This is a genomic window from Aeromonas sp. ASNIH5 (genome assembly GCF_002902865.1).
GTDB lineage: Bacteria > Pseudomonadota > Gammaproteobacteria > Enterobacterales > Aeromonadaceae > Aeromonas > Aeromonas caviae.
The window spans coordinates 3317378-3341092 of record NZ_CP026122.1; the positions used below are offsets into that span (position 1 = coordinate 3317378).

24 protein-coding genes are annotated in these 23715 nt (G+C 60.1%); 16 read left to right on the forward strand and 8 right to left on the reverse strand.

The window, feature by feature from the left end:
- The first annotated feature begins 83 nt into the window (after nucleotides 1-83).
- The 3 genes from C2U30_RS15510 (at nucleotide 84) to C2U30_RS15520 (ending at nucleotide 2683) form a co-directional block, all read left to right on the forward strand.
- A complete protein-coding gene (locus C2U30_RS15510; RefSeq protein ID WP_041212153.1) occupies nucleotides 84-1055 on the forward strand; it encodes a LysR substrate-binding domain-containing protein in 972 nt (323 codons plus the stop codon).
- A 60-nt stretch (nucleotides 1056-1115) separates the two neighbouring features.
- On the forward strand, nucleotides 1116-1955 hold the full coding sequence (locus C2U30_RS15515) for a PfkB family carbohydrate kinase (RefSeq protein WP_041212154.1): 840 nt from the start codon (nucleotides 1116-1118) through the stop codon (nucleotides 1953-1955).
- Nucleotides 1956-2230: 275 nt separating this feature from the next.
- A complete protein-coding gene (locus tag C2U30_RS15520; protein ID WP_010672499.1) occupies nucleotides 2231-2683 on the forward strand; it encodes an Rrf2 family transcriptional regulator in 453 nt (150 codons plus the stop codon).
- Between the two features lie 52 nt (nucleotides 2684-2735).
- Here the strand turns inward: C2U30_RS15520 and C2U30_RS15525 are convergent, their stop codons facing one another.
- The gene (locus C2U30_RS15525; protein WP_010672500.1) at nucleotides 2736-3248 is read right to left on the reverse strand and encodes a ferredoxin-type protein NapF; all 513 of its coding nucleotides are present in this window, start codon (nucleotides 3246-3248) and stop codon (nucleotides 2736-2738) included.
- Nucleotides 3249-3385: 137 nt separating this feature from the next.
- Between C2U30_RS15525 and C2U30_RS15530 the strand changes: the two genes are divergently transcribed.
- On the forward strand, nucleotides 3386-3601 hold the full coding sequence (locus tag C2U30_RS15530) for a hypothetical protein (RefSeq protein WP_010672501.1): 216 nt from the start codon (nucleotides 3386-3388) through the stop codon (nucleotides 3599-3601).
- Nucleotides 3598-4929: a DNA recombination protein RmuC gene (rmuC, locus tag C2U30_RS15535; RefSeq protein ID WP_103244066.1), complete on the forward strand. Its 1332-nt coding sequence runs from the start codon at nucleotides 3598-3600 to the stop codon at nucleotides 4927-4929. Before C2U30_RS15530 ends, rmuC begins: the two co-directional genes overlap by 4 nt.
- A gap of 82 nt (nucleotides 4930-5011) precedes the next feature.
- Here the strand turns inward: rmuC and C2U30_RS15540 are convergent, their stop codons facing one another.
- From C2U30_RS15540 to def, 5 genes are all read right to left on the reverse strand, one after another.
- A complete protein-coding gene (locus tag C2U30_RS15540) occupies nucleotides 5012-6454 on the reverse strand; it encodes a TrkH family potassium uptake protein (RefSeq protein ID WP_010672503.1) in 1443 nt (480 codons plus the stop codon).
- Between the two features lie 93 nt (nucleotides 6455-6547).
- Nucleotides 6548-7924, reverse strand: coding sequence for a Trk system potassium transporter TrkA (gene trkA / locus C2U30_RS15545; RefSeq protein ID WP_010672504.1), 1377 nt, complete (start codon nucleotides 7922-7924; stop codon nucleotides 6548-6550).
- A gap of 74 nt (nucleotides 7925-7998) precedes the next feature.
- Nucleotides 7999-9291, reverse strand: a complete 1293-nt coding sequence (gene rsmB, locus C2U30_RS15550) for a 16S rRNA (cytosine(967)-C(5))-methyltransferase RsmB (protein WP_010672505.1) — start codon at nucleotides 9289-9291, stop codon at nucleotides 7999-8001.
- A gap of 60 nt (nucleotides 9292-9351) precedes the next feature.
- Entirely contained in the window at nucleotides 9352-10296 is a 945-nt protein-coding gene (gene fmt, locus C2U30_RS15555; RefSeq protein ID WP_042015233.1) for a methionyl-tRNA formyltransferase, read from the reverse strand.
- A 12-nt stretch (nucleotides 10297-10308) separates the two neighbouring features.
- A complete protein-coding gene (gene def / locus C2U30_RS15560; protein ID WP_010672507.1) occupies nucleotides 10309-10821 on the reverse strand; it encodes a peptide deformylase in 513 nt (170 codons plus the stop codon).
- A 108-nt stretch (nucleotides 10822-10929) separates the two neighbouring features.
- Between def and C2U30_RS15565 the strand changes: the two genes are divergently transcribed.
- The 7 genes from C2U30_RS15565 (at nucleotide 10930) to aroE (ending at nucleotide 16982) form a co-directional block, all read left to right on the forward strand.
- Nucleotides 10930-12018, forward strand: coding sequence for a LysM peptidoglycan-binding domain-containing protein (locus C2U30_RS15565; RefSeq protein WP_041214093.1), 1089 nt, complete (start codon nucleotides 10930-10932; stop codon nucleotides 12016-12018).
- Between the two features lies 1 nt (nucleotide 12019).
- Entirely contained in the window at nucleotides 12020-13135 is a 1116-nt protein-coding gene (dprA, locus tag C2U30_RS15570; RefSeq protein ID WP_103244067.1) for a DNA-processing protein DprA, read from the forward strand.
- Nucleotides 13128-13601, forward strand: a complete 474-nt coding sequence (locus tag C2U30_RS15575; RefSeq protein ID WP_010672510.1) for a DUF494 family protein — start codon at nucleotides 13128-13130, stop codon at nucleotides 13599-13601. The genes dprA and C2U30_RS15575 overlap by 8 nt, the downstream gene beginning before the upstream one ends.
- 55 nt (nucleotides 13602-13656) lie before the next feature.
- Nucleotides 13657-14214 (forward strand): DNA topoisomerase family protein, encoded by a 558-nt coding sequence (locus tag C2U30_RS15580; protein ID WP_080769941.1) that lies wholly within the window; start codon nucleotides 13657-13659, stop codon nucleotides 14212-14214.
- A gap of 273 nt (nucleotides 14215-14487) precedes the next feature.
- Nucleotides 14488-15048 (forward strand): Sua5/YciO/YrdC/YwlC family protein, encoded by a 561-nt coding sequence (locus C2U30_RS15585; protein WP_039039520.1) that lies wholly within the window; start codon nucleotides 14488-14490, stop codon nucleotides 15046-15048.
- A gap of 100 nt (nucleotides 15049-15148) precedes the next feature.
- The gene (gene hemF / locus C2U30_RS15590; RefSeq protein ID WP_103244068.1) at nucleotides 15149-16057 is read left to right on the forward strand and encodes an oxygen-dependent coproporphyrinogen oxidase; all 909 of its coding nucleotides are present in this window, start codon (nucleotides 15149-15151) and stop codon (nucleotides 16055-16057) included.
- 103 nt (nucleotides 16058-16160) lie between these two features.
- The gene (aroE, locus tag C2U30_RS15595; RefSeq protein ID WP_103244069.1) at nucleotides 16161-16982 is read left to right on the forward strand and encodes a shikimate dehydrogenase; all 822 of its coding nucleotides are present in this window, start codon (nucleotides 16161-16163) and stop codon (nucleotides 16980-16982) included.
- 988 nt (nucleotides 16983-17970) lie between these two features.
- Here aroE and yihA read toward each other — a convergent pair.
- Entirely contained in the window at nucleotides 17971-18624 is a 654-nt protein-coding gene (gene yihA, locus C2U30_RS15605; protein ID WP_103244071.1) for a ribosome biogenesis GTP-binding protein YihA/YsxC, read from the reverse strand.
- A 143-nt stretch (nucleotides 18625-18767) separates the two neighbouring features.
- On the opposite strand from yihA, the gene C2U30_RS15610 reads away from it, so the two are divergent.
- The 4 genes from C2U30_RS15610 to hemN all read left to right on the forward strand — a co-directional run bounded on the left by C2U30_RS15610 (nucleotide 18768) and on the right by hemN (nucleotide 22618).
- Nucleotides 18768-19385, forward strand: coding sequence for a c-type cytochrome (locus C2U30_RS15610; protein WP_103244072.1), 618 nt, complete (start codon nucleotides 18768-18770; stop codon nucleotides 19383-19385).
- Nucleotides 19386-20182: 797 nt separating this feature from the next.
- Nucleotides 20183-20764: a Der GTPase-activating protein YihI gene (gene yihI / locus C2U30_RS15615; RefSeq protein WP_039039515.1), complete on the forward strand. Its 582-nt coding sequence runs from the start codon at nucleotides 20183-20185 to the stop codon at nucleotides 20762-20764.
- Nucleotides 20765-20775: 11 nt separating this feature from the next.
- Nucleotides 20776-21216, forward strand: a complete 441-nt coding sequence (locus C2U30_RS15620; RefSeq protein WP_043153541.1) for a DUF2489 domain-containing protein — start codon at nucleotides 20776-20778, stop codon at nucleotides 21214-21216.
- Nucleotides 21217-21244: 28 nt separating this feature from the next.
- Complete coding sequence (gene hemN / locus C2U30_RS15625) at nucleotides 21245-22618, forward strand: oxygen-independent coproporphyrinogen III oxidase (RefSeq protein WP_041212163.1); 1374 nt, start codon at nucleotides 21245-21247, stop codon at nucleotides 22616-22618.
- 69 nt (nucleotides 22619-22687) lie between these two features.
- Here the strand turns inward: hemN and add are convergent, their stop codons facing one another.
- Nucleotides 22688-23689 carry an adenosine deaminase gene (gene add / locus C2U30_RS15630; RefSeq protein ID WP_103244073.1) on the reverse strand — a complete coding sequence of 334 codons (1002 nt, stop codon included), beginning with the start codon at nucleotides 23687-23689 and terminating at the stop codon, nucleotides 22688-22690.
- Between the last annotated feature and the right edge of the window lie 26 nt (nucleotides 23690-23715).

Below are 23715 nucleotides of genomic sequence, written 5' to 3' on the forward strand. Positions count from 1 at the left end.
CCCAGTCCGGATGATACACTGGCCGCCATTTTTGGCGGCCTAGTCCATCGACGAGCGCCGCGTCAGTCTGTGAGGGGGCAACCTTGAAACTACAGCAGTTGAAGTATCTGATCGCGGTGCGGGACCACAATCTCAACGTCTCCGTTGCCTCCGATGCGCTCTATACCAGCCAGCCTGGGGTGAGCAAGCAGATCGGCTTGCTGGAGAGCGAGCTGGGGGTGCGCATCTTCGAGCGCCGCGGCAAGCACCTGCACCGGATCACCCCGGTGGGGGAGGAGATCATCAAGTGTGCCGAGGCCATGCTCAATATCGAGAGCAAGATCAAGGCCATCTCCCGGGAGTACCTGGATCCGACCGTGGGCACCCTCAACATCCACACCACCCACACCATCGCCCGCTACCTGCTGCCGAAAAGCGTCACCTACTTCACCAAAAAGTACCCCAAGATCTCGTTCCACCTGCATCCTGTGATGTCCGCCACCAAGGAGCAGATCAGCAAGGGATACTCGGATTTTTCCATCGTGGCCCACGAGATAGGCTTCGACAAGGAGCTGATCGCGCTGCCCGCCTACCTCTGGACCCTCTCCCTGGTGGTGCCCCAGGAGCACCCCCTGGCCAAGGTGAAGAAGCCGACCCTGGAGCAGCTCTGCCAGTATCCCATCCTGAGCTACGAGAGCGGCGCCACCGGGCGTCAGGTGCAGGACAGGGTGTTCCAGGCGGCCGGCCTCACTCCCAACTACTACATGACGGTGATGGATGCAGGCGTCATCAAGCGCTACGTGGAGCTGGGCTTTGGCATCGGCATCATCTCCTCCCTGGTAGCCAACGATAGCGATGCCCCTGGCCTCGTGGCCATCAATCTGGAGCACCTGTTCGAGCCCTGCCCGGCCCAGATCTGCTTCAGCAAGAGCATCCTCTTGCAGAACTACATGTATGACTTCATCAGCTCCTTCTCCCCCCATCTCACCAAGGAGATGATCCAGAACGTGATGCAGCAGCCGACCCAGGCTCGCATCGACGAGCTGTTGTCAGGGGTGGAGCTGCCCGTCTACTGATCCCGCTTCCGTTTCTGTGCCGGCACCCCGGGGTGTCGGCCTCCTCCCGCCGAGGTTTCCATGTCCCGCATCCTGCTGCTCGCCAATCTCAACTGTGATCATGTGCTCTCCCTGGCCGAGCCCCTGGTGGCGGGGGCGCGGCTGCAATACGTGGATCAGGGGCGCAGGCTCGGCGGCGGCGCCGCCAATACCGGCATCGGATTGGTGTGGGCGGGACACGAGGTGATCATCGCCTCCCGGGTCGGGCTGGACGACACCGGTGACTGGCTGCTGGAGCAGGCGGCCTCATATGGCCTGGATTGCAGCCATGTGGAACGCTTTGGCGGCGAGACCGGCGAGCTGCTGGTGCTGGTGGACGCCACCGGTGAGCGCACCATCCTCAGGCGCCCACGTCGTCCGGATCTGCCGGGGGATCTGCCGACCGAAGGGGTGGACTGCCTCTATGTGAACTATCCGGGCACCGCCATCGTGGGCTACATGCGCCAGATGCTCGCCAAGAGTTTCGTGGTGGCCCAGTATCCCAAGGGGGGGCAGGCCCGCCGCCCCTGCCACGTGCTGGTGGCCTCCCGCTCCGATCTCGGCGAGGTGAGCGACCCCTGGCAGCATGCCCGCCAGCTCGCGGGGGAGCAGCTTGAATGGCTGGTGCTGACCGAGGGCAAGGCGGGCGCCGTGGCCATTCACGGGGAGGAGCAGGTCAGGGTGGCGGCGCGACCGGTCTCCGTGGTGGATACCACGGGGGCAGGGGATGCCTTCGCGGGCGGTCTCATCCACGGTCTTGCGCGGGGCATGGCCATGGCCGATGCGCTGCAGTGCGCCGTGGACTGGGGCGCCTTCGCGGTGGCCTCCGAGAGCTCCATCCCCTCCCAGGCGCTGCGCAACTGGCTGAAGCAGCCCCACTGAACTCGCCGGACAACGGCTCCGGCGATGACAGAGGAGGTGGGGATTTGTCGACGGAAACCGCCAAAACCCCTCGCCGAGGCGGCAAGTTTGCGATCAATCAAAGAAAGTGTCGATTTATGTACATCTTCGTCGACACCCGCCCGGGCTGCTCTTACCCTTGTGACTTCACGACTCGGTCGAAGAAGCCCATCCCGTGCGCACGCATGTGCAGACCCCCTCTTTGGCCACCGGCTGTCGTCCTGATTTCTGGCTTGTAGTAAGAGGCAAGTGCGACCATGCAACTGACACGATTTACCGATTACGCCCTGCGTACCCTGACCTTCCTGGCCATCCAGCCCGGTGATCGCCTGTCGACCATCACGGAAGTGGCCGACACCTTCGCCATCTCCCGCAATCACGTGGTCAAGATAGTGCATCAGCTCGGCATCAAGGGTTACATCGAGACGGTGCGTGGCAAGCATGGGGGCATCCGCCTCGGCCGTGCCGCCGTCTCCATCAACCTGCGCGATGTGGTGATGGACATGGAGCACGTGCTCTGCCCGGTGGACTGCAAGCGCGAAAACTGCCGTCTCTCCGGGGGCTGCCGCATCCAGGGCATTCTACGCCGCGCCATGCACGCCTTCCTGGAGGTGCTGGGGGAGTACACTTTGGCGGATGCGGTGCGGGATCCCACTCGTCTGTGCCACCTTCTCGGCATAGAGCAGGATAATATCCTGACCATGGCATGATGCCACGGTGAATGACAGAGGGGCCTGCGGGCCCCTCTGTCATTGCCAGCGGTCAGAGCTGGGGCACAAGGGTGATGGCTCCGTGCAGGCAGGCGAGGCCGCAAGCGCCGCAGCCATCGCAGGCGGCCATGTTGACGGTCACTCCCTCGCTGCCGACCTTGATCGCCTGCTGGGGGCAGGCATCTTCGCACAGCAGGCAGTAGTAGCCCTGACGGGCCTGGCAGCTCGCCTCTATCCTGACCCGGGTCTGCACCTGGCGGCCGAGGCAGAGATCCAGTGCGCCCGTGGGGCAGGCTCTGGCGCAGCTGCCGCAATAGCTGCACTGGCCACAGGCGAGATCCAGCACTGGGGTACCGGCGATGGGGCTGCCGTCATATTCGGGGCGATCGGCGGGCTTGATGAGGCCGTTGGGACACGCCTTGAAGCAGTCGCCACAACGGGTGCAGAGGGTGAGGAACTGGGACTCGTCGATGGCCCAGGGCGGGCGTGCCTCATGGCAGACCACCTCGGGTCTGCGGGGGCTCCCCCATGCGTGTGCCAGCCAGCGACAGAAAAAATGCGTCATGCCCACCTCTATACCTATTAGGGGTTAATTTTATCCAGTTTTAGGCCGGCAAGCCAGAGAATAGCGGCGGGCAGGATCGCAAGCCGGGTTGCCCTTGTGTAAGCTAGGCAGGTCTTTTTGCGGGATTGAATGAACTCATGTGGCTATTTCTGTGGCGTGCTTCTCTGCTCTATGTCTTCCCTCTGCTGATGTGGGCCTACTGCCATCTCAAGGGTATCGAGTTCAGTGAACTGGATACCGGGGTCAACAGCCACAAGTGGGTGGTGCTGGCGGCCTATCTGCTCTATGTGCTGATCTGGTTGCTGCTCAACCGCTATCTCGAACTCTTCTTGCGCCAGCGGGGGCGCCGATGACCCCGCTGCTGACCTGGTGGCCTGCCATGCTGGCTGGCGGGCTGGCGCTGCTGTTCGGCTGGTGGTGGGGGCGACGCTGCGGCCGTGAAGAGGCGCTGCTGCTGGAGGAGCGTCATCAGGGGTTGCAGGATCGCTGGGACGCGCTGCAGGACGAGAAGATGCTGGCTCAGCAGAAGCTGGATCAGCAGCAGACCCTGCTGCTCAAGCTCACCGCCCGCCTCAAGGAGGCCGAGGCGACTCTGCGCAGCGAACGCATCGCCAGCGCCGAGAAGCTGCAGTTGCAGCAAGAGGCTGAGCAGCGCCTCAGTCAGCAGTTCGAGAACCTCGCCAATCGTATCTTTGAACAAAATGCCGGCAACTTCCGCGAACTGAATCAGAACAGCATGGATCTCCTGCTGACTCCACTCAAGGAGCAGTTGGAGGGCTTTCGCCGCCAGGTGGGAGAGACCCACGCCCAGGAGACGGCCCAGCGCCACAACCTCAAGTTCGAGCTGGAGCGCCTTGCCGAGCTCAACGCCCGCATGACCGAAGAGGCGGCGGCGCTGACCCGGGCCCTCAAGGGCGACAGCAAGCAGCAGGGCAACTGGGGGGAGGTGGTGCTGGCGCGGATCCTCTCCGAGTGCGGCCTGCGCGAGGGGCATGAGTACCACACCCAGGTCAACATCGAGGTGGACAAGGGCAAGCGCTACCAGCCCGACGTCATCGTCCACCTGCCCCAGGAGAAGGACATCATCATCGACGCCAAGGTGTCGCTGACCGCCTATGAGCGCTGGTACAACGCCGCTGACGATCTGGAGAAGGCGGTGGCGCTCAAGGAGCACGTCGCCTCGGTGCGCAACCATATCCGCGAGCTGGGCCGCAAGGATTACCAGCAGTTGCCCGGGGTGCGCACCCTGGACTATGTGCTGATGTTCGTGGCGGTGGAGCCTGCCTTCCTCGCTGCCCTTGAAGCGGACCCTTCCCTGGTGCGCTACGGGCTGGAACACAACATCCTGCTGGTGAGCCCTACCAACCTGATGGTGGCGCTGCGCACCATAGAGAACCTGTGGCGCTACGAGCGGCAGAACCAGAACTCGCGCCAGATAGCGGAGCGGGCCGGTCGCCTCTACGAGAAGTTGCGGCTGTTCGTGGAGGAGATGCAGCAGATGGGGGGCAGCTTGCACAAGGCGCAGGAGAGCTACGACAAGGCGATGGGCCGGCTGGTCAACGGTCGTGGCAACCTGATCGCCCAGGCCGAGCGCTTTCGCGAGCTGGGGGTCGAGGTGACCAAGCCCTTGCCGGACGCGCTGGTGGACAGGGCGCTGGAGCGGGAGGAGTCGGCGGACTGAGGGGAGTCGTCATTCGCCGGGACAACGAAAAGGGCAGCCATTGGCTGCCCTTTTCGTTTCATGCAACAGCCTGGACGGCTGCTTATTGCTTCCAGAAGGAGGGGAAGAAGAGCACCGCCACCGTCAGGATCTCGAGGCGTCCCAGCAGCATGCCGAACGACAGTATCCACTTGGCCGCATCCGGCAGACTGGCGAAGTTGGTGCTGGGACCGATGACAGGCCCCATGCCCGGGCCCACGTTGGCCACGGCGGTGATGGAGCCCGAGATGGCGGTCAGGGGGTCCAGCCCGATGGCGGCGAGCAGGGCGGCGATCAGCAGGATGATGGCGAAGTAGACCAGCACGAAGGAGATCAGGGAGCGGATGATGGCGTCGTTGACCGGACGGCCGTTGTACTTCTGGGGAAACACGGCGGAGGGGTGCATCAGCTGGCGCATCTGTTTCTTGAACAGGGCGAAGGCCACCTGGACCCGAAAGATCTTGAGCCCGCCCGAGGTGGAGCCGGAGCAGGCGCCGAGTGCCAGCAGGATGATGAAGATAATGGTGGTGAGCGGGCCCCAGGTGCCGAAGTCGCCGAGTCCGAAACCCGTGGTGGTGAGCACGGAGACGATATTGAAGCTGCTGATGCGCAAGGCATCCATGAAGCCGTAGATGTCTCTCACCCAGAGATAGAAGGTGACGACCAGGGTCACCCAGACGATCAGCCAGAAGAAGCCCTGCACCTGGGCATCCTTGAACAGGCTGTTGTCACGGCGGGAGAGAGCCTGCACATAGAGCAGGAAGGGCAGGCCACCGAGGAACATGAAGAGGGTGCCTATCCAGTGCGCCGCGTGGGAGAAGTGGGACATGGATTGATCGGAGGTGGAGTAGCCGCCGGTGCTGAGGGTCGTCATGGCGTGGTTGACCGCCTCGAACAGGTTCATGCCACTCACCCAGTAGGCGAGGAAGCAGAGCATGGAGAGCACCAGATAGACCAGCACTATGTTGTTGGCCACCGTTTTGGCGCGGGGGGCGCTCTTGTCGGACCAATCCGAGCTCTCGGTCTGGAACAGCTTCATGCCTCCGACGTTGAGGTAGGGCAGCACCGCCACCGCCATCACGATGAAGCCGACTCCGCCCAGCCACTGCAGGATGGATCGCCACAGCAGGATGCTGTGGGCCATGCCGTCGAGCCCCGACAGCACGGTGGATCCCGTGGTGGTGACCCCCGACATGGTCTCGAAGTAGGCGTCGGCAAAGTCGATATGGGTGATGAAGACGAAGGGCAGGGCCCCGAAGACGCAAGCGACCACCCAGACCGAGGTGGTGAGCAGGAACATTTCCCGCACGCCGAGGTGAAACTCTGCCTTGCGACCGTAATGGAGGCAGAGCAGGGCGGCACCATGGGTGATCAAGACCGACTTGAGAAATTCGACGAAACCTTCCGAACCGGTCAGCAGGGCCAGCAGGGTGGGCAGCCACATGAAGAGCGCCAGCTTGGAGAGCACCAGCCCGAGCGTGAAGACGATGGGATGCAGCTTGATCATGCAAGAAAACCTGGTCGTTGATTGAAAAAAGACCCGGACCTTTCCTGAGAAAAGGGGCCGGGTCCGGATACCGTTGCCAGAGACATGGCCGGCTTACAGGAAGAAGGGACTGGGCTGGAACAGACGCTCCACTTCCGGGATGTACTTCTTGTCCACCAGGAACATCACCACGTGGTCATCCTGCTGTATCTGGGTACGATCGTGGGCGATCAGCACCTCATCACCGCGCACCACTGCGCCTATGGTGGTGCCCGGGGGCAGCTTGAGCTCGCCCACTGTCTTGCCCACCACCTTGGAGGTGTTCTCGTCCCCGTGGGCGATCGCCTCGATGGCTTCGGCCGCCCCGCGGCGCAGGCTGTAGACGTTGGCGATGTCGGCACGGCGCACATGGGTCAGCAGGGCCGAGATGGTGGCCTGCTGGGGGGAGATGGCGATGTCGATGGAGCCGCCCTGTACCAGGTCCACGTAGGCGCCGCGCTGGATCAGCACCATGGTCTTCTTGGCCCCCATCTTCTTGGCGAGCAGGGCCGACATGATGTTGGCCTCATCCTCGTTGGTCACCGCGATGAAGACGTCGATCTGGTCGATGTGCTCCTCCGCCAGCAGCTCCTGATCCGCCGCATCGCCGCAGAAGACGATGGTGTGTTCCAGGTGTTCTGAGAGCTGCTCCGCCCGCTTCTGGTTGCGCTCGATGAGCTTGACGCTGTAGCGCTTCTCTAGCTGGCGGGCAAGGCCGGCGCCGATGTTGCCGCCGCCGACGATCATGATGCGCCGGTAGGGGCTCTCGAGGCGTTGCAGCTCCGACATCACGGCGCGGATATGGCCCGCCGCGGCCACGAAGAACACCTCGTCATCGGCTTCGATGATGGTGGTGCCCTGGGGGCGGATGGAGCGCCCCTGGCGGAAGATGGCGGCGACCCGGGTTTCGATGTTGGGCATGTGTTCCCGCAGGGTGGAGAGCGCATTGCCCACCAGGGGGCCGCCGTAATAGGCCTTGACCGCCACCAGGCCCACCTTGCCGTCGGCAAAATCCACCACCTGCAACGCCCCCGGATACTCGATCAGGCGACGCACGTAGTCGGTCACCAGCTGCTCGGGGGCGATCAGGTGATCCACGGGGACGGATTCGGGCAGGAACAGGCGATCCCGCTCCACCAGATAGGCGGGGGACCGAATGCGCGCCACCTTGTTCGGGGTGTTGAACAGGGAGTAGGCGACCTGGCAGGCGACCATGTTGGTCTCGTCGCTGTTGGTGACGGCGACCAGCATGTCGGCATCCTGGGCGCCGGCTTCGCGCAGCACCCTGGGATGGGCGCCGTGGCCATTCACCACCCGCAGGTCGAATTTGTCCTGCAGTTCGCGCAGGCGCTCGCTATCGGTGTCGACGATGGTGATGTCGTTGTTCTCGCCGGCGAGATTCTCGGCCAGGGTGCCACCCACCTGACCTGCGCCCAGAATGATGATTTTCATAAGGCCATCTTACTCAAGGTTGTTGCTTCGTAATGAGGCGGCCCGTCACCGGGCCTGCCATCCGCCGGTTCGGCCTACAGCTTGATGAGCTTGGCATAGTAGAAGCCGTCCATCTCCGCCTCGCCGGGCAGGAACTGGCGACCCGGACAGGCCGGGGTGTCTTCTGCATGCAACGGCACCAGGCGGGCATCCGGGGTATCGGCCAGGAAGGCGCGGATCTGCTCCCGGTTCTCTTCCGGCAACACGGAGCAGGTGGCGTAGAGCAGGGTGCCGCCCTGCTTCAGCTTGCCCCAGAGGGCATCGAGAATGCGGCGTTGCAGCTCGGCCAGCTCGCGGATGTCCTGATCCCGGCGCAACCACTTGATGTCGGGGTGACGACGGATGACGCCGGTGGCGGAGCAGGGGGCATCCAGCAGGATGCGGTCGAACTGCCCCTGTGGCCACCACAGATCCGGCGTGCTGGCATCACCGTGGATCACTTGGGCCTGAAGGCCGATGCGATCCAGGTTCTCCTGCACCCGCTTGAGGCGGTTGTCGTCGGCGTCGACGGCAACCACGCCGGCAAGGGCCGGCTGGCGTTCCAGTAGGTGGGCGGTTTTGCCGCCGGGGGCGGCGCAGGCGTCCAGCACCCACTCTCCCGGCTGGGGATCGAGCAGGGCGGCGGCCTGCTGGGCGGCACCGTCCTGCACCGAGCAGTCACCCTGCTCGAAGCCGGGCAGCTTTGTCACGTCGCAGGGGCGCTCCAGCAGGATGCAATCTTCCCCTTCCACACCGGCCATGGCCGGGATGCCCGCCTCGCTCATGCGGGCCAGCATGGCCTCGCGGCTCTGGCGCTGGCTGTTGTTGCGGATCCACATGGGCGGGCGCTGGTTGTTGGCCTCCATGATGAACTCCCAGTCATCGGGATAGGCCTGGCGCAGGCGCTTGGTGAGCCATTCGGGGTGGCCGAGGCGGACGCTGGGAACGCGGTCGATGCGCAGCAGGATCACTTCGGCGCTGCGCTGGAAGTTGCGCAGTACGCCGTTGATGAGGCCGCGCAGGGAAGAACCCTTGAGCAGCTTGACGGCGTTGACGGTCTCGGCCACGGCGGCGTGAGCCGGAATGCGGGTATAGATGAGCTGGTAGAGGCCGACCAGGATGAGGTAGTGGAAGATGCGGCTCTTGTTCTTGAGCGGCTTGTCCATCATCTCGCTGACCGCCGCATCGAGGCGGGGCAGCCAGCGCAGGGTGCCGTAGCAGAGTTCTTGCAGGAGGGCGCGATCGCGAGGGGCGACCTTCTCCTGGGCAGCAGGCAGAACGGCGGAGAGAGATTGACCCTGATCCAGCACCTGTTGAATGACGAGAGCAGCCTGTGCGCGTGTTTTCATAGCGTTACCTTAGATGCACAAGTCGGGGCCAGGGCCCCGCTTGTGTCAATTCAATCCAGATCAAATCAGTTGCGTGCCGGGTTCAAACCAGTCGCGGCGAGAGTTGAGCAGATCCGAAACGGACATGGCCTTCTTGCCGGGAGGTTGCAGGGTCAGCAGGCGCAGCACGCCCTGACCGGTGGCAACCTCGATCCCCTGCTTGTCGGCCTTGAGCAGGGTGCCGGCTGCCTGGCCGTGATCCTGTGCGACGACCTCGGCCTGCCACACCTTGACGGTCTGTCCGGCGACGTCGAACCAGCTGATGGGCCAGGGGTTGAAGGCACGGATGCAGCGCTCGATGGCAACGGCGTCCATCGACCAGTCGATGCGGGCCTCTTCCTTGGAGAGCTTCTCGGCGTAGTTGGCCAGCGCATCGTCCTGGGGCTCGGCAGCGGTGTCGCCGGCAGCCATGGCGTCCAGGGTATCGACCAGTGCCTGCGGGCCCAGACCAGCCAGCTTGTCATAGAGGCTGGCAGAGGTCTCATCACTGGCGATGGGGCAGGTTACCTTGCGGATCATGGCGCCGGTATCCAGCCCCACATCCATCTGCATGATGGTGACGCCGGTTTCGGCATCCCCCGCCCAGATGGAGCGTTGAATCGGGGCGGCACCGCGCCAGCGCGGCAGCAGGGAGCCGTGCACGTTGATGCAACCCAGACGCGGCGTATCGAGCACCGCCTTGGGGAGGATGAGGCCATAAGCCACGACGACCATCAGATCGGCACCCAGAGCGGCCAGTTCGGCTTGCGCCGCTTCATTGCGCAGGGAGGCAGGTTGATAGACCGGCAGATCGTGGGCCAGCGCCAGCTCCTTGACCGGGCTGGCAGTGAGCTTCTGGCCGCGACCGGCGGGCTTGTCCGGCTGGGTATAAACGGCGACGACCTCGTGGCCGGAAGACAACAACGCCGCCAGATGACGGGCGGCGAAGTCGGGGGTACCGGCAAAAATCAGTTTCAGCTTGTTCAATGGAGCGGATCCTCAGAGGACTTTGCGATCTTCACGGGCCATCTTTTCCAGCTTCTGACGAATGCGCTGGCGCTTGAGCGGGGACAAGTAATCCACAAACAGCTTGCCGACCAGATGATCCATCTCATGTTGTATGCAGATGGCGAGCAGATCGTCCGCTTCCAGCTCGAAGGTGTTGCCGTGGCGATCTTGCGCCCTGACCTTGACCCACTCGGCGCGCGGAACCAGAGCACGGTTGCCGGGCACGGAGAGGCAGCCCTCTTCGATGCCGGTGCTGCCGGACTGCTCCAGGATCTCCGGATTGATCAACACCAGCTGTTCTTCGCGGTTCTCGGAGACATCGATGACGATGATGCGCTGATGAATGTCGACCTGGGTCGCAGCCAGGCCGATGCCTTCCTCCGCGTACATGGTTTCGAACATATCATCTACAATGTGTTGTAACTCGGGTGTAAAGGCTTCGACAGGGGCCGCGACTGTGCGCAGACGCTCATCGGGGAAACGCAATACATCTAGAATGGCCATAATTTTTTCTTTAGTTTCATATAAACGCAGTCAATATTGACGTAATTCTAGTCATTTACGCCGACAAAAAACAGCAACACTTTGCGTGCAGAAGTAACAGGGAGTGTTATGTATCTGAAGCAAATCGTCGTCGCCTGCCTGGCGACAGCCCTGGCCGGTGGCGCCATGGCACAGCAGTTGACGCTCAAATCCGGTTACCCCGAGACTTATGTGGTGCAAAAAGGGGACACCCTCTGGGATATCTCGGGCCAGTATCTGGCCGAACCCTGGCTCTGGCCACGCCTCTGGAACATCAATCCGCAGATCGCCAATCCCCACTGGATCTATCCCGGTGACGTGCTGCACCTGAGCTGGGTCAATGGTGAGCCTCGGCTCGGCAAAGCCAGTCAGGGGGGCAAGCAGGTCATCCGTCTCTCGCCCAAGAACCGCTATGAAAACAAGGCCAATCCCATACCGACCCTGCCTCTGAGCGAGATAGCGCCCTTCCTGCAGACCGACCACATTCTGGCCAACAGCCAGCAGAGCAAGGACCTGCCCTATGTGCTCGGCAACAATGACAAGCATGTCGGGATGCTGGAGGGCGACATTCTCTATGTGAAAGGAGCCTTGAACCCGGGTCAGAGTTATGGCCTCTATCGCCCGGGGGTGGCATACAAGGACAAGCATACTGGCGAGTCGCTTGGTCAGGAGGCGATTTTTGTCGGCACGGTGCGGGCAGAGGAGTACCTTGCCCACGACACCACCAAAGTGACGCTGACCCATAACCGGCGTGAGGTGTATCAGGGCGACAAGGTGATGCCGCTGCCGTCGCAGGAGAGCATCTCTGCCGTGTTCATGCCAAAGGCGGCACCCTCAATTTCTCCCGGCTATGTGATCGAGCTGCCGAGCAAGGTACATGGTGGGGGCAAATTTGATGTGGTACTCATCAACAAGGGGGAGCGTGATCAGGTGGCCCCGGGCGATGTGCTCGAGATCCTGCGCCCGGGAGCCGAGATGGTGGACAAGAATGGCAAGGTGTCATACCGGGAATATTCATCCGTCTATGACAAGGCGTTCTATTCTGCCGGCAAGTCATCGCTGCCTGCCGAGGCCGTTGCCAGAGTCATGCTGTTCAAGGTCTACGACAAATTGAGTTACGGTCTTATCCTGCAGAGTCAGGATCTGGTCGGCTCTGGTTATCAGGTCAGTAATTTCTGACGTGTCCTTGCCACTGGAGCGGTTGTCGCTATGGCTGACGCTGGATGCCGTTACAGGCATAGGCCCGGTCACCGCCGCTCGCCTGTTGGCTCATGTGGGTGGTGACATCACAACTCTGTTTGACTCAGATGATGGCGCCCTGCGAGCTCTTGGTCTGCAGAGTGCCCAGATTCAGCAGATGAGATGGCCTCTTCCTGTCGTGGAGCAGGGATTGAGCTGGGCCGCCGAGCCCGGCAATCACCTCCTCTGTCCCGATGACCCCGCATATCCTGCCCTGCTCAAAGAGATCCCCGGTGCCCCGCTCTTGCTCTACTGCCGCGGGAACGTCTCATCCCTCTCCCTGCCACAGTTGGCGATGGTGGGTACCCGCCACCCCACCTATGCCGGCAAAGACAATGCGACACGCTTGTGTGCCGAGTTGGTGGGCTGTGGTCTGGCGATCACCTCCGGCCTCGCGTTGGGCATCGATGGAGTCTGCCATCAGCAGGCGCTGGCATCGGGCGGAATCACCCTGGCGGTGCTGGGATCCGGTCTGGATTGTCTCTACCCCAAGCGTCATCAGGGGTTGGCGATGCAGATCCTCGAGCAGGAAGGTCTGCTTGTCTCCGAGTTGGCGCCCCAGCAAGGCCCCCTGGCTGAACACTTCCCTCGCCGCAACCGTATCATCAGTGGTCTGTCGCTGGGGACACTGGTGGTGGAAGCGGCAGAACAGAGTGGTTCGCTCATCACGGCCCGTTATGCGCTTGAGCAGGGCCGCGAGGTCTTTGCCGTTCCCGGCGCCCCGCAAAATGCACAGGCAGCAGGGTGCAACCGTCTGCTTCAACAGGGTGCCAAGCTGGTCTTGAATGCCGCCGATATCCTGGAAGAGTTTCCAAGGCTGGTCTTGTCCCCTGGACCCGCCAACGGTTCTTCCGAGGCGCAGCATAATAGCGAATTGCCTTATGCCGATTTGTTGGATAACGTAGATTATGAGACCACGAGCGTGGATACCGTTGCCGAACGGGCCCGGCTTCCTGTCGATGTCGTACTGGGCAGGTTGGTAGAGCTGGAGCTGGTTGGTGCAGTGATGGCGGTAGCCGGTGGATACGTCAGAGCGAGGAGGGCGAATCATGTTTGATGTATTGATGTACCTTTTCGAGACCTACATCCACAGCGATGCAGATGTGATGGTCGAGCAGGATGAACTCACCGACGAACTGAGCCGGGCCGGTTTTGACAAGGACGAGATCGAGAAAGCGCTCAACTGGCTGGAGCGACTGGCCAACCTGCACGACAGCGAGCGGGAAGTCTATGTCACAGCAAGCCAGCAGGGCTCTATGCGGATCTATGCGCCGCAGGAGCTGGTTCGCCTCAGTACTGAATGTCGCGGTTTCCTGCTGTTCCTGGAGCAGGCGCAAGTGCTGAATGCCGAAACCCGTGAAATCTGCATCGAACGGTTGCTCGAGCTGGACAAGCCGGACATCGAGCTGGACGATCTGAAGTGGGTCGTCATGATGGTGCTGTTCAATGTGCCAGGCAGCGAAAACGCCTACCAGCAGATGGAAGAGCTGGTGTTTGACGAGTCGGACGGCGTCATCCACTGACAGCCCGGTGCCGCGCTGGTAGAATTCAGGCCATCTGGATTTCAAGGCGCGGCCCATGTCAAAGATCGATCACCACCTCTTCTCTGCCCACGAACATGCCTTCGAGCGCGAGCCGTGCCCGCAGTGTGGTGCTGAACTGGTGATCCGCCAGGGCAAGCACGGTCCCTTCCTTGGTTGTTCAGCCTATCCCGCTTGCGATTACATTCGCTCCCTCACCCCCTCTGGCCGCGACATAGAGAAAGTGCTCGAGGGGTCGTCCTGTCCGGATTGTGGCCATCCACTGGCCATCAAGAAGGGTCGTTACGGTCTGTTTGTGGGATGTACCCAGTACCCGGCCTGTCAGCATATCGAATCCCTTCAGGAGAGTGACGATACCCAGATCCTCTGCCCGGAGTGTGGCAAAGGTCATCTGGTGAGCCGCACATCCCGTTATGGCAAACAGTTCTACTCGTGTGACGCCTATCCTCACTGCAAGTATGTGGTGAATGACAAGCCGGTTCCCATACCCTGTCCCGAGTGTGGCTGGGGCATCATGGTCGAGAAGAAGGTGCGGGGAAACCTGCGCTGGGTCTGCCCGCAAAAGAAATGCTCCCACCAGATTGAGCGGGTATAATCTCGCCGCCCGTGATCAGGCAGGCGGATTGCTGGTCAGAGTGAGGTTGTGAGCCGATGCGCATCGCCCAAGTCGCCCTGCTCCTGATCGCCATCTCAAGCTCCCTGCGGTTGTTCGGTTCACTGATGCACGCAAGCGTCTGAGCCGAAATGCATGACTGAAGAGGAGCAGGGATATAGCCCATATCGCAGCAGTGATGGCCCCGATGCCGTCATGTCGGTTCAACATACAATCCAGTGATGAGAGGCGGCAGCGTGGCTGTCGCATGTGCTTATGCCAAATGAATTTGAACAAGCGGTTGCCGCCCTTCAAGGAGAAGGGGTTATCGCCTATGCCACCGAAGCCGTGTTTGGTCTGGGGTGTGATCCTGATTCCGAAGCCGCCGTGCAGCGGCTGCTGGCCATCAAGCAGCGGCCGGTGGAGAAGGGATTGATCCTGATCGCGGCAGATCTGGCGCAATTGCAGGACTACATCGACCTGAGCCAGCTCAGCGATGAGCAGCTTGCTCGCGTGCAGGCGAGCTGGCCTGGTCCCTTCACCTGGATCATGCCCGCTCGCGCGACGACGCCGTCCTGGTTGACCGGTCAGTTCGAGACCCTGGCGGTGCGGGTCACAGGCCATCCCCAGGTGCAAGGGCTTTGCCGGGCATTTGGCAAACCGCTGGTGTCCACCAGTGCCAATCTAACCGGTGAGGAACCAGCTCGCCGGGTGGCTGATATTGGCGATCTGCTGGCAAGCCAGCTGGCTTACATTCTGCCCGGCGAAGTCGGGGGGCAAGCCAACCCGTCCGAAATCAAGGACGCCCGCACCGGGGCCATCATTCGCCCATCCTGAGTTGGGCACGACCCTGTTTCATGCAGGTTGTGCGATGAGGTCATGACAATACGAGAAGTGCAGGCAGTGCATGCATGATGCCTGTCTGACAGGAGATAAAATGAGCAAACCGGATGTGGCCCAGGTAAAAGCCTTCCTGCTGCAATTGCAGGATGATATCTGCCGTGGCCTGGAGCAGGCCGATGGATGCGGGCGCTTTGTGGAAGATGCCTGGAGTCGCGAAGGTGGTGGTGGCGGTAGAACACGGGTGCTGCGTCAGGGGGCGGTGATCGAGCAAGGTGGGGTCAACTTCTCCCATGTCTATGGCGATGCCATGCCGGCATCCGCGACCGCACATCGTCCCGAACTGGCTGGCCGCAGGTTTGAGGCCATGGGGGTATCGCTGGTGATCCACCCGCATAATCCCTATGTACCGACCAGCCATGCGAATGTGCGGTTTTTCATCGCCGAGAAAGAGGGGGAGGAGCCGATCTGGTGGTTTGGTGGCGGCTTCGACCTGACGCCCTTCTATCCGTTCGAAGAGGACGTGAGGCATTGGCACCAGGTCTCCCATGAGCTCTGTCAGCCGTTCGGCACCGACATTTATCCCGAGTTCAAATCCTGGTGCGATCGTTACTTCTTCCTCAAGCATCGGGGCGAGACGCGCGGGGTGGGTGGTCTTTTCTTCGATGACCTGAACCGCTGGCCCTTTGCCGACTGCTTTGCCTTCATGCGTGCAGTGGGTGAGGGTTACCTCGCGGCCTACTTGCCGATTGTCGAGCGACGCAAGGAGCTTGCTTATGGGGAGCGGGAACGGGCGTTCCAGCTTTATCGCCGTGGCCGCTACGTGGAGTTCAATCTGGTCTACGACCGCGGGACCCTGTTCGGACTGCAGACGGGGGGGCGCACCGAATCCATCCTGATGTCGATGCCGCCGCTGGCGCGCTGGGAGTACGACTGGCAGCCGGAGGCTGGCAGCCCGGAGGCATTGCTCTACAGCGACTACCTCAAACCGCGCGAGTGGTTGTGACCAGAGGGGCCATGATGGCCTCTTCTTATTGGCCGATATTCGGCTTGTTCCTTCATGAGAAAACCCGTTAAATCGGGATATTGCCCTCAAAAGGAACGCCTTGATGGATCGTTATCTGGTTTTTGGCCACCCCGTGCGCCACAGCAAATCTCCCTTCATTCATACCCTGTTTGCCAGGCAGACCCAGCAAGAGCTGGAGTATGGTCTGGCAGAACCGGCTGTCGATGAGTTTGCCAGCGCTCTGAACCACTTCTTCGCCGAAGGAGGGAAGGGGTGCAACGTGACCGTACCTTTCAAGGAGCAAGCCTTCGTGCTGGTGGAGCGGCTGAGCCCCAGGGCCAAGCGGGCGGGAGCGGTCAACACCATCAAACTGACTGATGATGGCGTGTTGCTGGGTGATAATACCGACGGCGCCGGGCTGGTCGCCGATCTCAAGGCTCACGGAGTGAACCTTGCCGGTAGCAGGATCCTGCTTCTGGGGGCCGGTGGCGCTGCTCGTGGCGCCCTGGCCCCCCTGCTGGCGGAAGCGCTGGGCGAGATTGTCGTGGTCAACCGTACCCATGCCAAGGCGGAACAGTTGGCTGTGGAGTTCAGGGATCTGGGCAGCATCACGGCTCAATCCTATGAACAGCTGGTGGGGCCGTTCGATCTCATCATCAATTCCACCTCAGCGAGTCTGCAAGGAGAGTTGCCACCTTTGGCGCCAACCCTTATCCACCCGGACATCGCGATCTACGACATGATGTATGGCGCAACGGATACAGCCTTCATCGGCTGGGCCAAGCAACATGGTGCGCGCCATACCATGGATGGATTGGGCATGCTGGTCGAGCAGGCTGCTGAGGCCTTTACCGTATGGCGAGGGATCCGGCCCGGCACCAAGCAGGTATTGAGAGAGTTGCAGCGCAATCTGGGCGTCGTGTGAACCAGCTTGTGCGCTCTATTGGGCTGTTGGCAGATCTGCAGATCTGATGTAGAGATTCTGCATCTCTGGATAAGGGCTCTCTCGTGATGCGGCACGGCACGTGTGATGTGAAACGGTCGTTCTGCGGTGGGTGTGTGGCAGAACAGGTGCCATTTTTATAAAACCATTGCGTAACAATAAGTTACTTTTACTTTGCCGTCACTCGCAGAATTTTTTTGAGTTTTTTCTCAAAGCAGCGGAACTTCTGTAACGGACTGCTGACTAACTGGATAGTTGAGGAAGTGCTAGCTAGTCACCTTTATAACTCCCCGGTATTCGTACTGGGGATTTTTTTATCTGCATGAAAATTATGAATATTTTTTCTCTTCCCTATCTTTGAAACTAAATTACATAAATTACTTTCACTTTCTGCTGCTTTGCTGTACAGTTGTCGGCGTAGGGTACAGAGGTAAGATGTTCTATCTTTCAGACCTTTTATTTCACGTAATTGAATGTGGCTGAATAGCAGCCCCGATGAGTCATCGTCGGGGCGTTTTTTTATGCGCAACATTTAGAGTAAATGCTTTAATTGTTGCCGTTCTTTGTTAGAATGAAGGCGCTTCTTGAGGAAAACCAATCGTCTTTGTTCTCGAGAACTCACTTTTTCCCAAATTTTTGAACTCATTTCTTCAGGCCGGTTTGCAATGACAATACCGGCCTCATTTTTATCCCTATATTGCCTCATTGTGTAATTAAATTTCAGTTTCGTTTGTTACAGCCTTCAATTCTGATTTTCTACTCGATATTCATGAAAACGGTATCAGGTTGATGATTAGTTAATTCTTTTCGCGTCTAAACATGCTATCGGTATGATTTAAATATATTTTTTTAGATTTTTCTTCAGAGGTGGCGAAGGCGGGGAGGGAGGGCTCGGAGATGGGGGGATCATGAAAGTCTTTCAATCAGCGGAGGTCCAACTCCGCCAATTGCAGCCAGGGAGAGGAGTCGTTTACTCCTCGTTCTGATGATCTTCGTCGTCTGCCTGGGCGTTGTCTGCTTCGGACAGGTACCAGCCGCTCAGGGTCTGGGCCAGCTTCTCGACGCCGATATTGGTCAGAGAAGAGAATGCTTCAACCTGGATCTGCGGGCCCAGTTCTGCCACCGCCTGACGAACCTTGATCACCTGGTTGTTGCGGGGCCCCGGGCTTAACTTGTCCGCCTTGGTCAGCAACAGCATCACCGGCAGTTCACGGTGTGAACTCCATTCCAGCATGTTCATGTCGGTTTCCTTGAGCGGATGGCGGATGTCCATCAGGATCACCAGCCCTTTCAGGGACTCCCGTCGTTGCAGGTATTCAGCCAGTGACTTTTGCCACTTGAGCTTCATTTCCAGCGGAACCTGGGCATATCCATAGCCGGGCAAGTCGACCAGGCGTTTGCCCGGCTCCAGTTCAAACAGGTTGATAAGCTGAGTACGGCCAGGGGTCTTACTGGTACGTGCCAGGTTCTTGTGCTTGGTCAAGGTATTCAATGCAGACGATTTGCCAGCGTTGGAACGACCGGCAAACGCAATCTCGACACCCCCATCATTTGGCAGGTGGCGGATGTCGGGTGCGCTGGTCACAAAATGCACCTTATTGAAATTCAGAGTTTGTGTTTCCAACGTAAATTCCCCATAGAGATAGAGGGTTATAGAGTTACTTTTTTGTGAAATAGTGTAAAATGGCGTCGCTTGAACGCGTTTATTTTAACATGCCTTCAGCGGCATGGGATCTGGAAGCCTAATAACGAGAAAGTTGGAACGCCATGAAGAACCTAGTCATTACACTTGCTCTGATGGTTGGCGTAACTGGGATGGCACAAGCCAAGGGCGATGCCGCTGCGGGACAAACCAAGGCTGCCGTCTGTGCGGCCTGTCATGGACCGGACGGCAACAGCCCAGTCGACATGTATCCCAAGATTGCTGGTCAGCACGCATCATATATCAAAAAACAATTAGTTGAACTGAAGGCTGCAGCTTCTGGCCAAACTGGTCGGGTTGCGCCCGTCATGGGACCTATGGCGTTGCCGTTGTCCGAGCAGGATATGGACGATCTTGCCGCCTATTTCTCCAGCCAGAAGGTGACGCCGGTTGCCGTGCCCGATGATGTGGTTGCCGCAGGCAAGGCGCTTTATATGGGGGGAGAAATGGAGCGAGGCCTGGCCGCCTGTACCGCCTGTCATGGCCCACGGGGTTCCGGCGTCGAGCAAGCGAAGTACCCCAGCTTGTCAGGGCAGCATCCCGCCTATATCAAGGCCCAGCTTACTGCTTTTCGTTCGGCGACCCGCGACAACGATCCCAATGGCATGATGCGGGATGTGGCTAAGAAGCTGACGGATCAGGACATCGAGGCGCTCTCCAAGTATGTGGCGGGGCTTCACTGATATAGCCTGTTAGTTATCTTGTTGAAAAGAACAGGGAACCATTGTGTTCCCTGTTCTTTTTTGAGGTTGTAGCGATCGCCCGTAAACAGCCTGCTTTGCTGTAAGAGATCTTCTATATACGGGGCTGGTCGCGTCTGAAAGATTGCTCACGTATATTATTTTATTTTTTTTTCAATGAATTAAGAAATAGAACATTACTTTGTACCAGTTCGAAATGTGCTTTGGTTGATTGAGTCATCCAGCGAAGAAGTTACAGTAGGCAATCAGGATTGGCCGGAGAGAGGGTGCAAGACCCGTCTTCGGTTTGACAGGATGTCGGCTCGGAGCATGCGATGAGCAATAGATGCAAAAAGCCAGGATGGTGACCGCCAGGGATGAGCGGGGCTGCGGGAGGCAACCACCCCGATGGGAGGCAGGATGTCGCCGGTTTGGGTTAGACAAACAAACACACGCACACTCAGGACTGGTCAATAAGGATCAGGATGATCCAACGAAATGATGCGCCGTGGTTCGCCCAAGGATAAGGCGATTGGCTACCAGGGAATGGCACTCGCATGATGGAAAAAGGCAGCTTCGGCTGCCTTTTTTCTATTGGGTCATTAACCCGCCAAGACATTCTGTGTCAAAATACCAGCAACATGCCCAGAGGATGCCGATCCTGCGGTGTTCAGCGGCCCAAAGTGGTCGAATTGGTGCGGGATCCCACTCTTGTTCCATATTTACTGTTCCCCGCTTCAGCATCCTCCCCGGACGACACGCTCCGGGGGTTTCCATTCAGTTATTTGTCGGAGTCATTCATGTCGGCCAAACAACCCAACCGCAAGCCTACCGGCAAGCGCAAAGAATCAGATGCCAGTGCTCAGGAAGGTCGTGAGCGCAAGCGCGCCGCCAAGCGCAAGGGCCTGAAGGCGGGCTCCCGCCAACAGGTCGAGCAGGCGGGCAAAAAGAGCGGCTCCAAGCAGGCCAAGGATCCACGCATCGGCTCTCGCAAGCCCATCGCGCTGATTGCCGACGAGAAGGGCAGCAAGCCGGTGGCGACCAAGCCTGCGAAAGAGAAGCGGGTGGTGATGACCCCCGAGCAGGAGCTGGCGTCCATCGAGAATGATGATCGCCTCAATGCCTTGCTGGATCGTCTGGATGCCGGTGAAACCCTGGAGGCCGCAGAGCAGGCATGGGTCGATCAGCGGGTTGACCGTTATCAGGAGCTGATGGACGAGCTCGGTATCATCGACAACGACGATGACGAAGATGGCGACATGGATTTTGATGATGCCGATTTTGACGAGCCGAGTCAGCCTGCCTCCGAAGAGGAGCTGTGGGAACGTTTCTCTCAGGCAGACTACCAGCCTGAAGCCAAACCCGAGCCGAAGAAAAAGTGATGAGTGGATGGATGCTGGCCGCCCTGCTGGGTGGCCTGATTTTGCTGGGGCTGGCCGTCTATGCCGGCACCCTGATGGCGCGTCTCAAACGCCAGCAAGAGATGCAGCAGCACGCCATTACGGCCCGCAACGAGCGGATCCTGGAGAGTGTCAGGGTGATCGCCCACGCGGTACGAGATGGTCAGTGCGACTACTCGGAAGGTGCCATCCGGCTGACCAATCTGCTGGATGCCTTGCAAATAAAGGGGGGCCGCGCCTTTGCCACCGAGTTCCCGGGGCTCTACGGCCTCTATGAGAAGGTGAAAGAGATGCCGACCCATGAGGCGAGGCGGGCACTCAAGCGCAATGAAGTGATGAAGATGGATCTCGAACGCAGTGGCTACGAGGCCGAGCTGGAGGCGCAGATCCTTGAGGATGTCGCCAGACTGAAGGATTTTCAGTTAAGCCGGTGAGCCCATGACAAAGACAGAGGAAGCAAGCGTGCAAGCAGAACAGATTGTGTGGGATCAGGCCCTGATCGAAAAATACAACTACAGTGGTCCGCGTTACACATCCTATCCCACTGCGCTGGAGTTCAACGAGGGGTTCGGCTATCCGGACTTCGTCCAGGCTGCGGGCCAGTATCCTGCACGCAATCTGTCGCTCTACGTGCATATCCCCTTCTGTCACAAGCTCTGCTACTACTGCGGCTGCAACAAGGTCATCACCCGGCACCAGCACAAGGCAGATCAATACCTCGACTACCTCGAACAGGAGATCAAGGCCCAGGCCCCCCTGTTCAAGGAGAGACTGGTCACCCAGCTGCACTGGGGTGGCGGCACACCCACCTATCTGAGCGAACCCCAGACTCGTCGCCTGATGGCCATGTTGCGGGAGCACTTCCACTTCGCCGAGGAGGGGGAGATCAGCATCGAGGTGGATCCCCGCGAGATCGAATTGTCCATGCTGGATGTGCTGCGGGAGCTCGGTTTCAACCGCATCAGCCTTGGCGTTCAGGACTTCAACAAGGCGGTCCAGGTTGCGGTCAATCGGGAGCAGGACAACGACTTCATCCGCGCCATGCTGGTCCGTGCCCGCGAGCTGGGGTTCCGCTCCACCAATCTGGATCTCATCTACGGTCTGCCGCACCAGAACCGGGAGAGCTTCCATCACACCCTGGAAGAGGTGCTCAAGACCGACCCGGCCCGCCTCTCCATCTTCAACTATGCCCACCTGCCGAGCCGTTTTGCCGCCCAGCACAAGCTGAAAGAAGCGGACATGCCGGCGCCGCAGGAGAAGCTGGCCATGCTGCAGGACACCATTGCCTTCCTGACCGGCCAGGGTTATCAGTTCATCGGCATGGACCACTTTGCCAAGCCCGATGACGAGCTGGCCGTCGCCCAGCGCGAGGGCAAGCTGCATCGCAACTTCCAGGGCTATACCACCCAGGGGGATTGCGATCTGCTGGGGCTGGGGGTCTCTTCCATCAGCATGATGGGGGATGCCTATTCCCAGAACCAGAAGGATCTCAAAACCTACTACGCCCAGGTCGAGTCACTGGGCCATGCCCAGTGGAAGGGGTGCTCCCTCAATCGGGACGATCTGATCCGTCGTGAGGTGATCAAGCGCCTCATCTGCGATTTTTCCCTGAACTTCGCCGCTGTGGAGCAGGCCCACGGCCTGGTGTTCAAGGAGTATTTTGCCGAGGATCTCAAGCTGTTGCAGACCTTCATCGACGACGGTCTGGTGCGCATGACCGAAGAGGGGCTGGAGGTGGTCTCCACCGGTCAGCTGCTGATCCGCAACATCTGCATGTGCTTCGATGTCTACCTGCGCAACAAGGCGCGCCAGCAGCAGTTCTCCCGGGTGATCTAGGCCGGGCAATGTCGTGGGACAATAAAAAAACCGCCTTTCGGCGGTTTTTTTATTGGGTTTTACCCCTGCTCAGCGTTGAGCCGCACGGGCACTCAGCTCGGCCTTCTCGGCTTCGCTCAGGAAGGCCAGGGTCAGGCCGTTTTGCTGGGCGGTGCGGATCTCGCTCACCGTCATGCCGGCAGCCGAGGCCGCCACCTCGTATTCATGGGGCAAGTCGATCCCCTCCACCGCCGGATCGTCGGTATTGAGGCAGGCCAGCACGCCGGCGGCCAGGAACTGGCGGATCGGGTGATCGGCCAGACTCGCCACCGTGGTGGTCTGGAGGTTGGAGGTGAGGCAGGACTCGATGCCGATGCGGTGTTCGGCCAGATAGGCCATCAGGGCCGGATCCTGGATGGCCTTGACCCCGTGGCCGATGCGCTCGGCTCCCAGCTCGCGAATGGCCTGCCACATGCTCTCGGGGCCGGCGGCTTCACCGGCGTGCACGGTGACCCGCATGCCTGCATCCCGCACCCGGCGGAAGTGGTCGGTGAAGAGATCGCCCGGGAAGCCCAGTTCGTCGCCGGCCAGATCGATGGCGACCAGGCGATCGCGATGAGCCAGACAGGCATCCAGCTCCTGCTTGCACTGCTCGGTGCCGAAGGTACGGCTCATGATGCCGATGAGGTTGGTCTTGATGCCGAAGTCACGGCTGCCTGCGGCCACGCCGTCGATGATGGCTTCGACCACGCCCTGCGGGTGCAGTTTGTGGGTCATCGCCATGTAGGCCGGGCTGAAGCGCAGCTCGGCATAGTCGATCCCGGCACGCAGCAGATCCTCCACGTTTTCGTAGGCGACCCGGCGGCAGGCATCGTAGTCGGCCAGCACGGCCACGCCCCAGTCCAGTTTCTTCAGGAAGGCCACCAGACTCGGCTCGTTCTCGACGATCTGCACGTGCGGGCGCAGGGCTTCCAGCTCATCGGCCGGCAGTCGGAAGTTGTGCTGACGTCCCAGCTCGAGAATGGTCTGCGGGCGGATGTTGCCATCCAGATGGCGATGCAGGTCGGTCAGGGGGAGGGATCTGTCAATCATGGGGCACCTTCTGCGAGTCGGGTTGG

Excerpts from the sequence above, each read along its gene's own strand:
- trkA (WP_010672504.1), bottom strand. The coding sequence starts at position 7,924 with ATGAAAATCATCATTCTGGGCGCAGGTCAGGTGGGTGGCACCCTGGCC.
- C2U30_RS15565 (WP_041214093.1), top strand. The coding sequence starts at position 10,930 with ATGTATCTGAAGCAAATCGTCGTCGCCTGCCTGGCGACAGCCCTGGCC.
- C2U30_RS15610 (WP_103244072.1), top strand. The coding sequence starts at position 18,768 with ATGAAGAACCTAGTCATTACACTTGCTCTGATGGTTGGCGTAACTGGG.
- C2U30_RS15540 (WP_010672503.1), bottom strand. The coding sequence starts at position 6,454 with ATGATCAAGCTGCATCCCATCGTCTTCACGCTCGGGCTGGTGCTCTCC.
- def (WP_010672507.1), bottom strand. The coding sequence starts at position 10,821 with ATGGCCATTCTAGATGTATTGCGTTTCCCCGATGAGCGTCTGCGCACA.
- C2U30_RS15620 (WP_043153541.1), top strand. The coding sequence starts at position 20,776 with ATGCTGGCCGCCCTGCTGGGTGGCCTGATTTTGCTGGGGCTGGCCGTC.
- hemF (WP_103244068.1), top strand. The coding sequence starts at position 15,149 with ATGAGCAAACCGGATGTGGCCCAGGTAAAAGCCTTCCTGCTGCAATTG.
- rsmB (WP_010672505.1), bottom strand. The coding sequence starts at position 9,291 with ATGAAAACACGCGCACAGGCTGCTCTCGTCATTCAACAGGTGCTGGAT.
- C2U30_RS15515 (WP_041212154.1), top strand. The coding sequence starts at position 1,116 with ATGTCCCGCATCCTGCTGCTCGCCAATCTCAACTGTGATCATGTGCTC.
- C2U30_RS15575 (WP_010672510.1), top strand. The coding sequence starts at position 13,128 with ATGTTTGATGTATTGATGTACCTTTTCGAGACCTACATCCACAGCGAT.
- rmuC (WP_103244066.1), top strand. The coding sequence starts at position 3,598 with ATGACCCCGCTGCTGACCTGGTGGCCTGCCATGCTGGCTGGCGGGCTG.
- aroE (WP_103244069.1), top strand. The coding sequence starts at position 16,161 with ATGGATCGTTATCTGGTTTTTGGCCACCCCGTGCGCCACAGCAAATCT.
- add (WP_103244073.1), bottom strand. The coding sequence starts at position 23,689 with ATGATTGACAGATCCCTCCCCCTGACCGACCTGCATCGCCATCTGGAT.
- C2U30_RS15525 (WP_010672500.1), bottom strand. The coding sequence starts at position 3,248 with ATGACGCATTTTTTCTGTCGCTGGCTGGCACACGCATGGGGGAGCCCC.
- C2U30_RS15580 (WP_080769941.1), top strand. The coding sequence starts at position 13,657 with ATGTCAAAGATCGATCACCACCTCTTCTCTGCCCACGAACATGCCTTC.
- yihI (WP_039039515.1), top strand. The coding sequence starts at position 20,183 with ATGTCGGCCAAACAACCCAACCGCAAGCCTACCGGCAAGCGCAAAGAA.
- C2U30_RS15530 (WP_010672501.1), top strand. The coding sequence starts at position 3,386 with ATGTGGCTATTTCTGTGGCGTGCTTCTCTGCTCTATGTCTTCCCTCTG.
- C2U30_RS15585 (WP_039039520.1), top strand. The coding sequence starts at position 14,488 with ATGCCAAATGAATTTGAACAAGCGGTTGCCGCCCTTCAAGGAGAAGGG.
- C2U30_RS15520 (WP_010672499.1), top strand. The coding sequence starts at position 2,231 with ATGCAACTGACACGATTTACCGATTACGCCCTGCGTACCCTGACCTTC.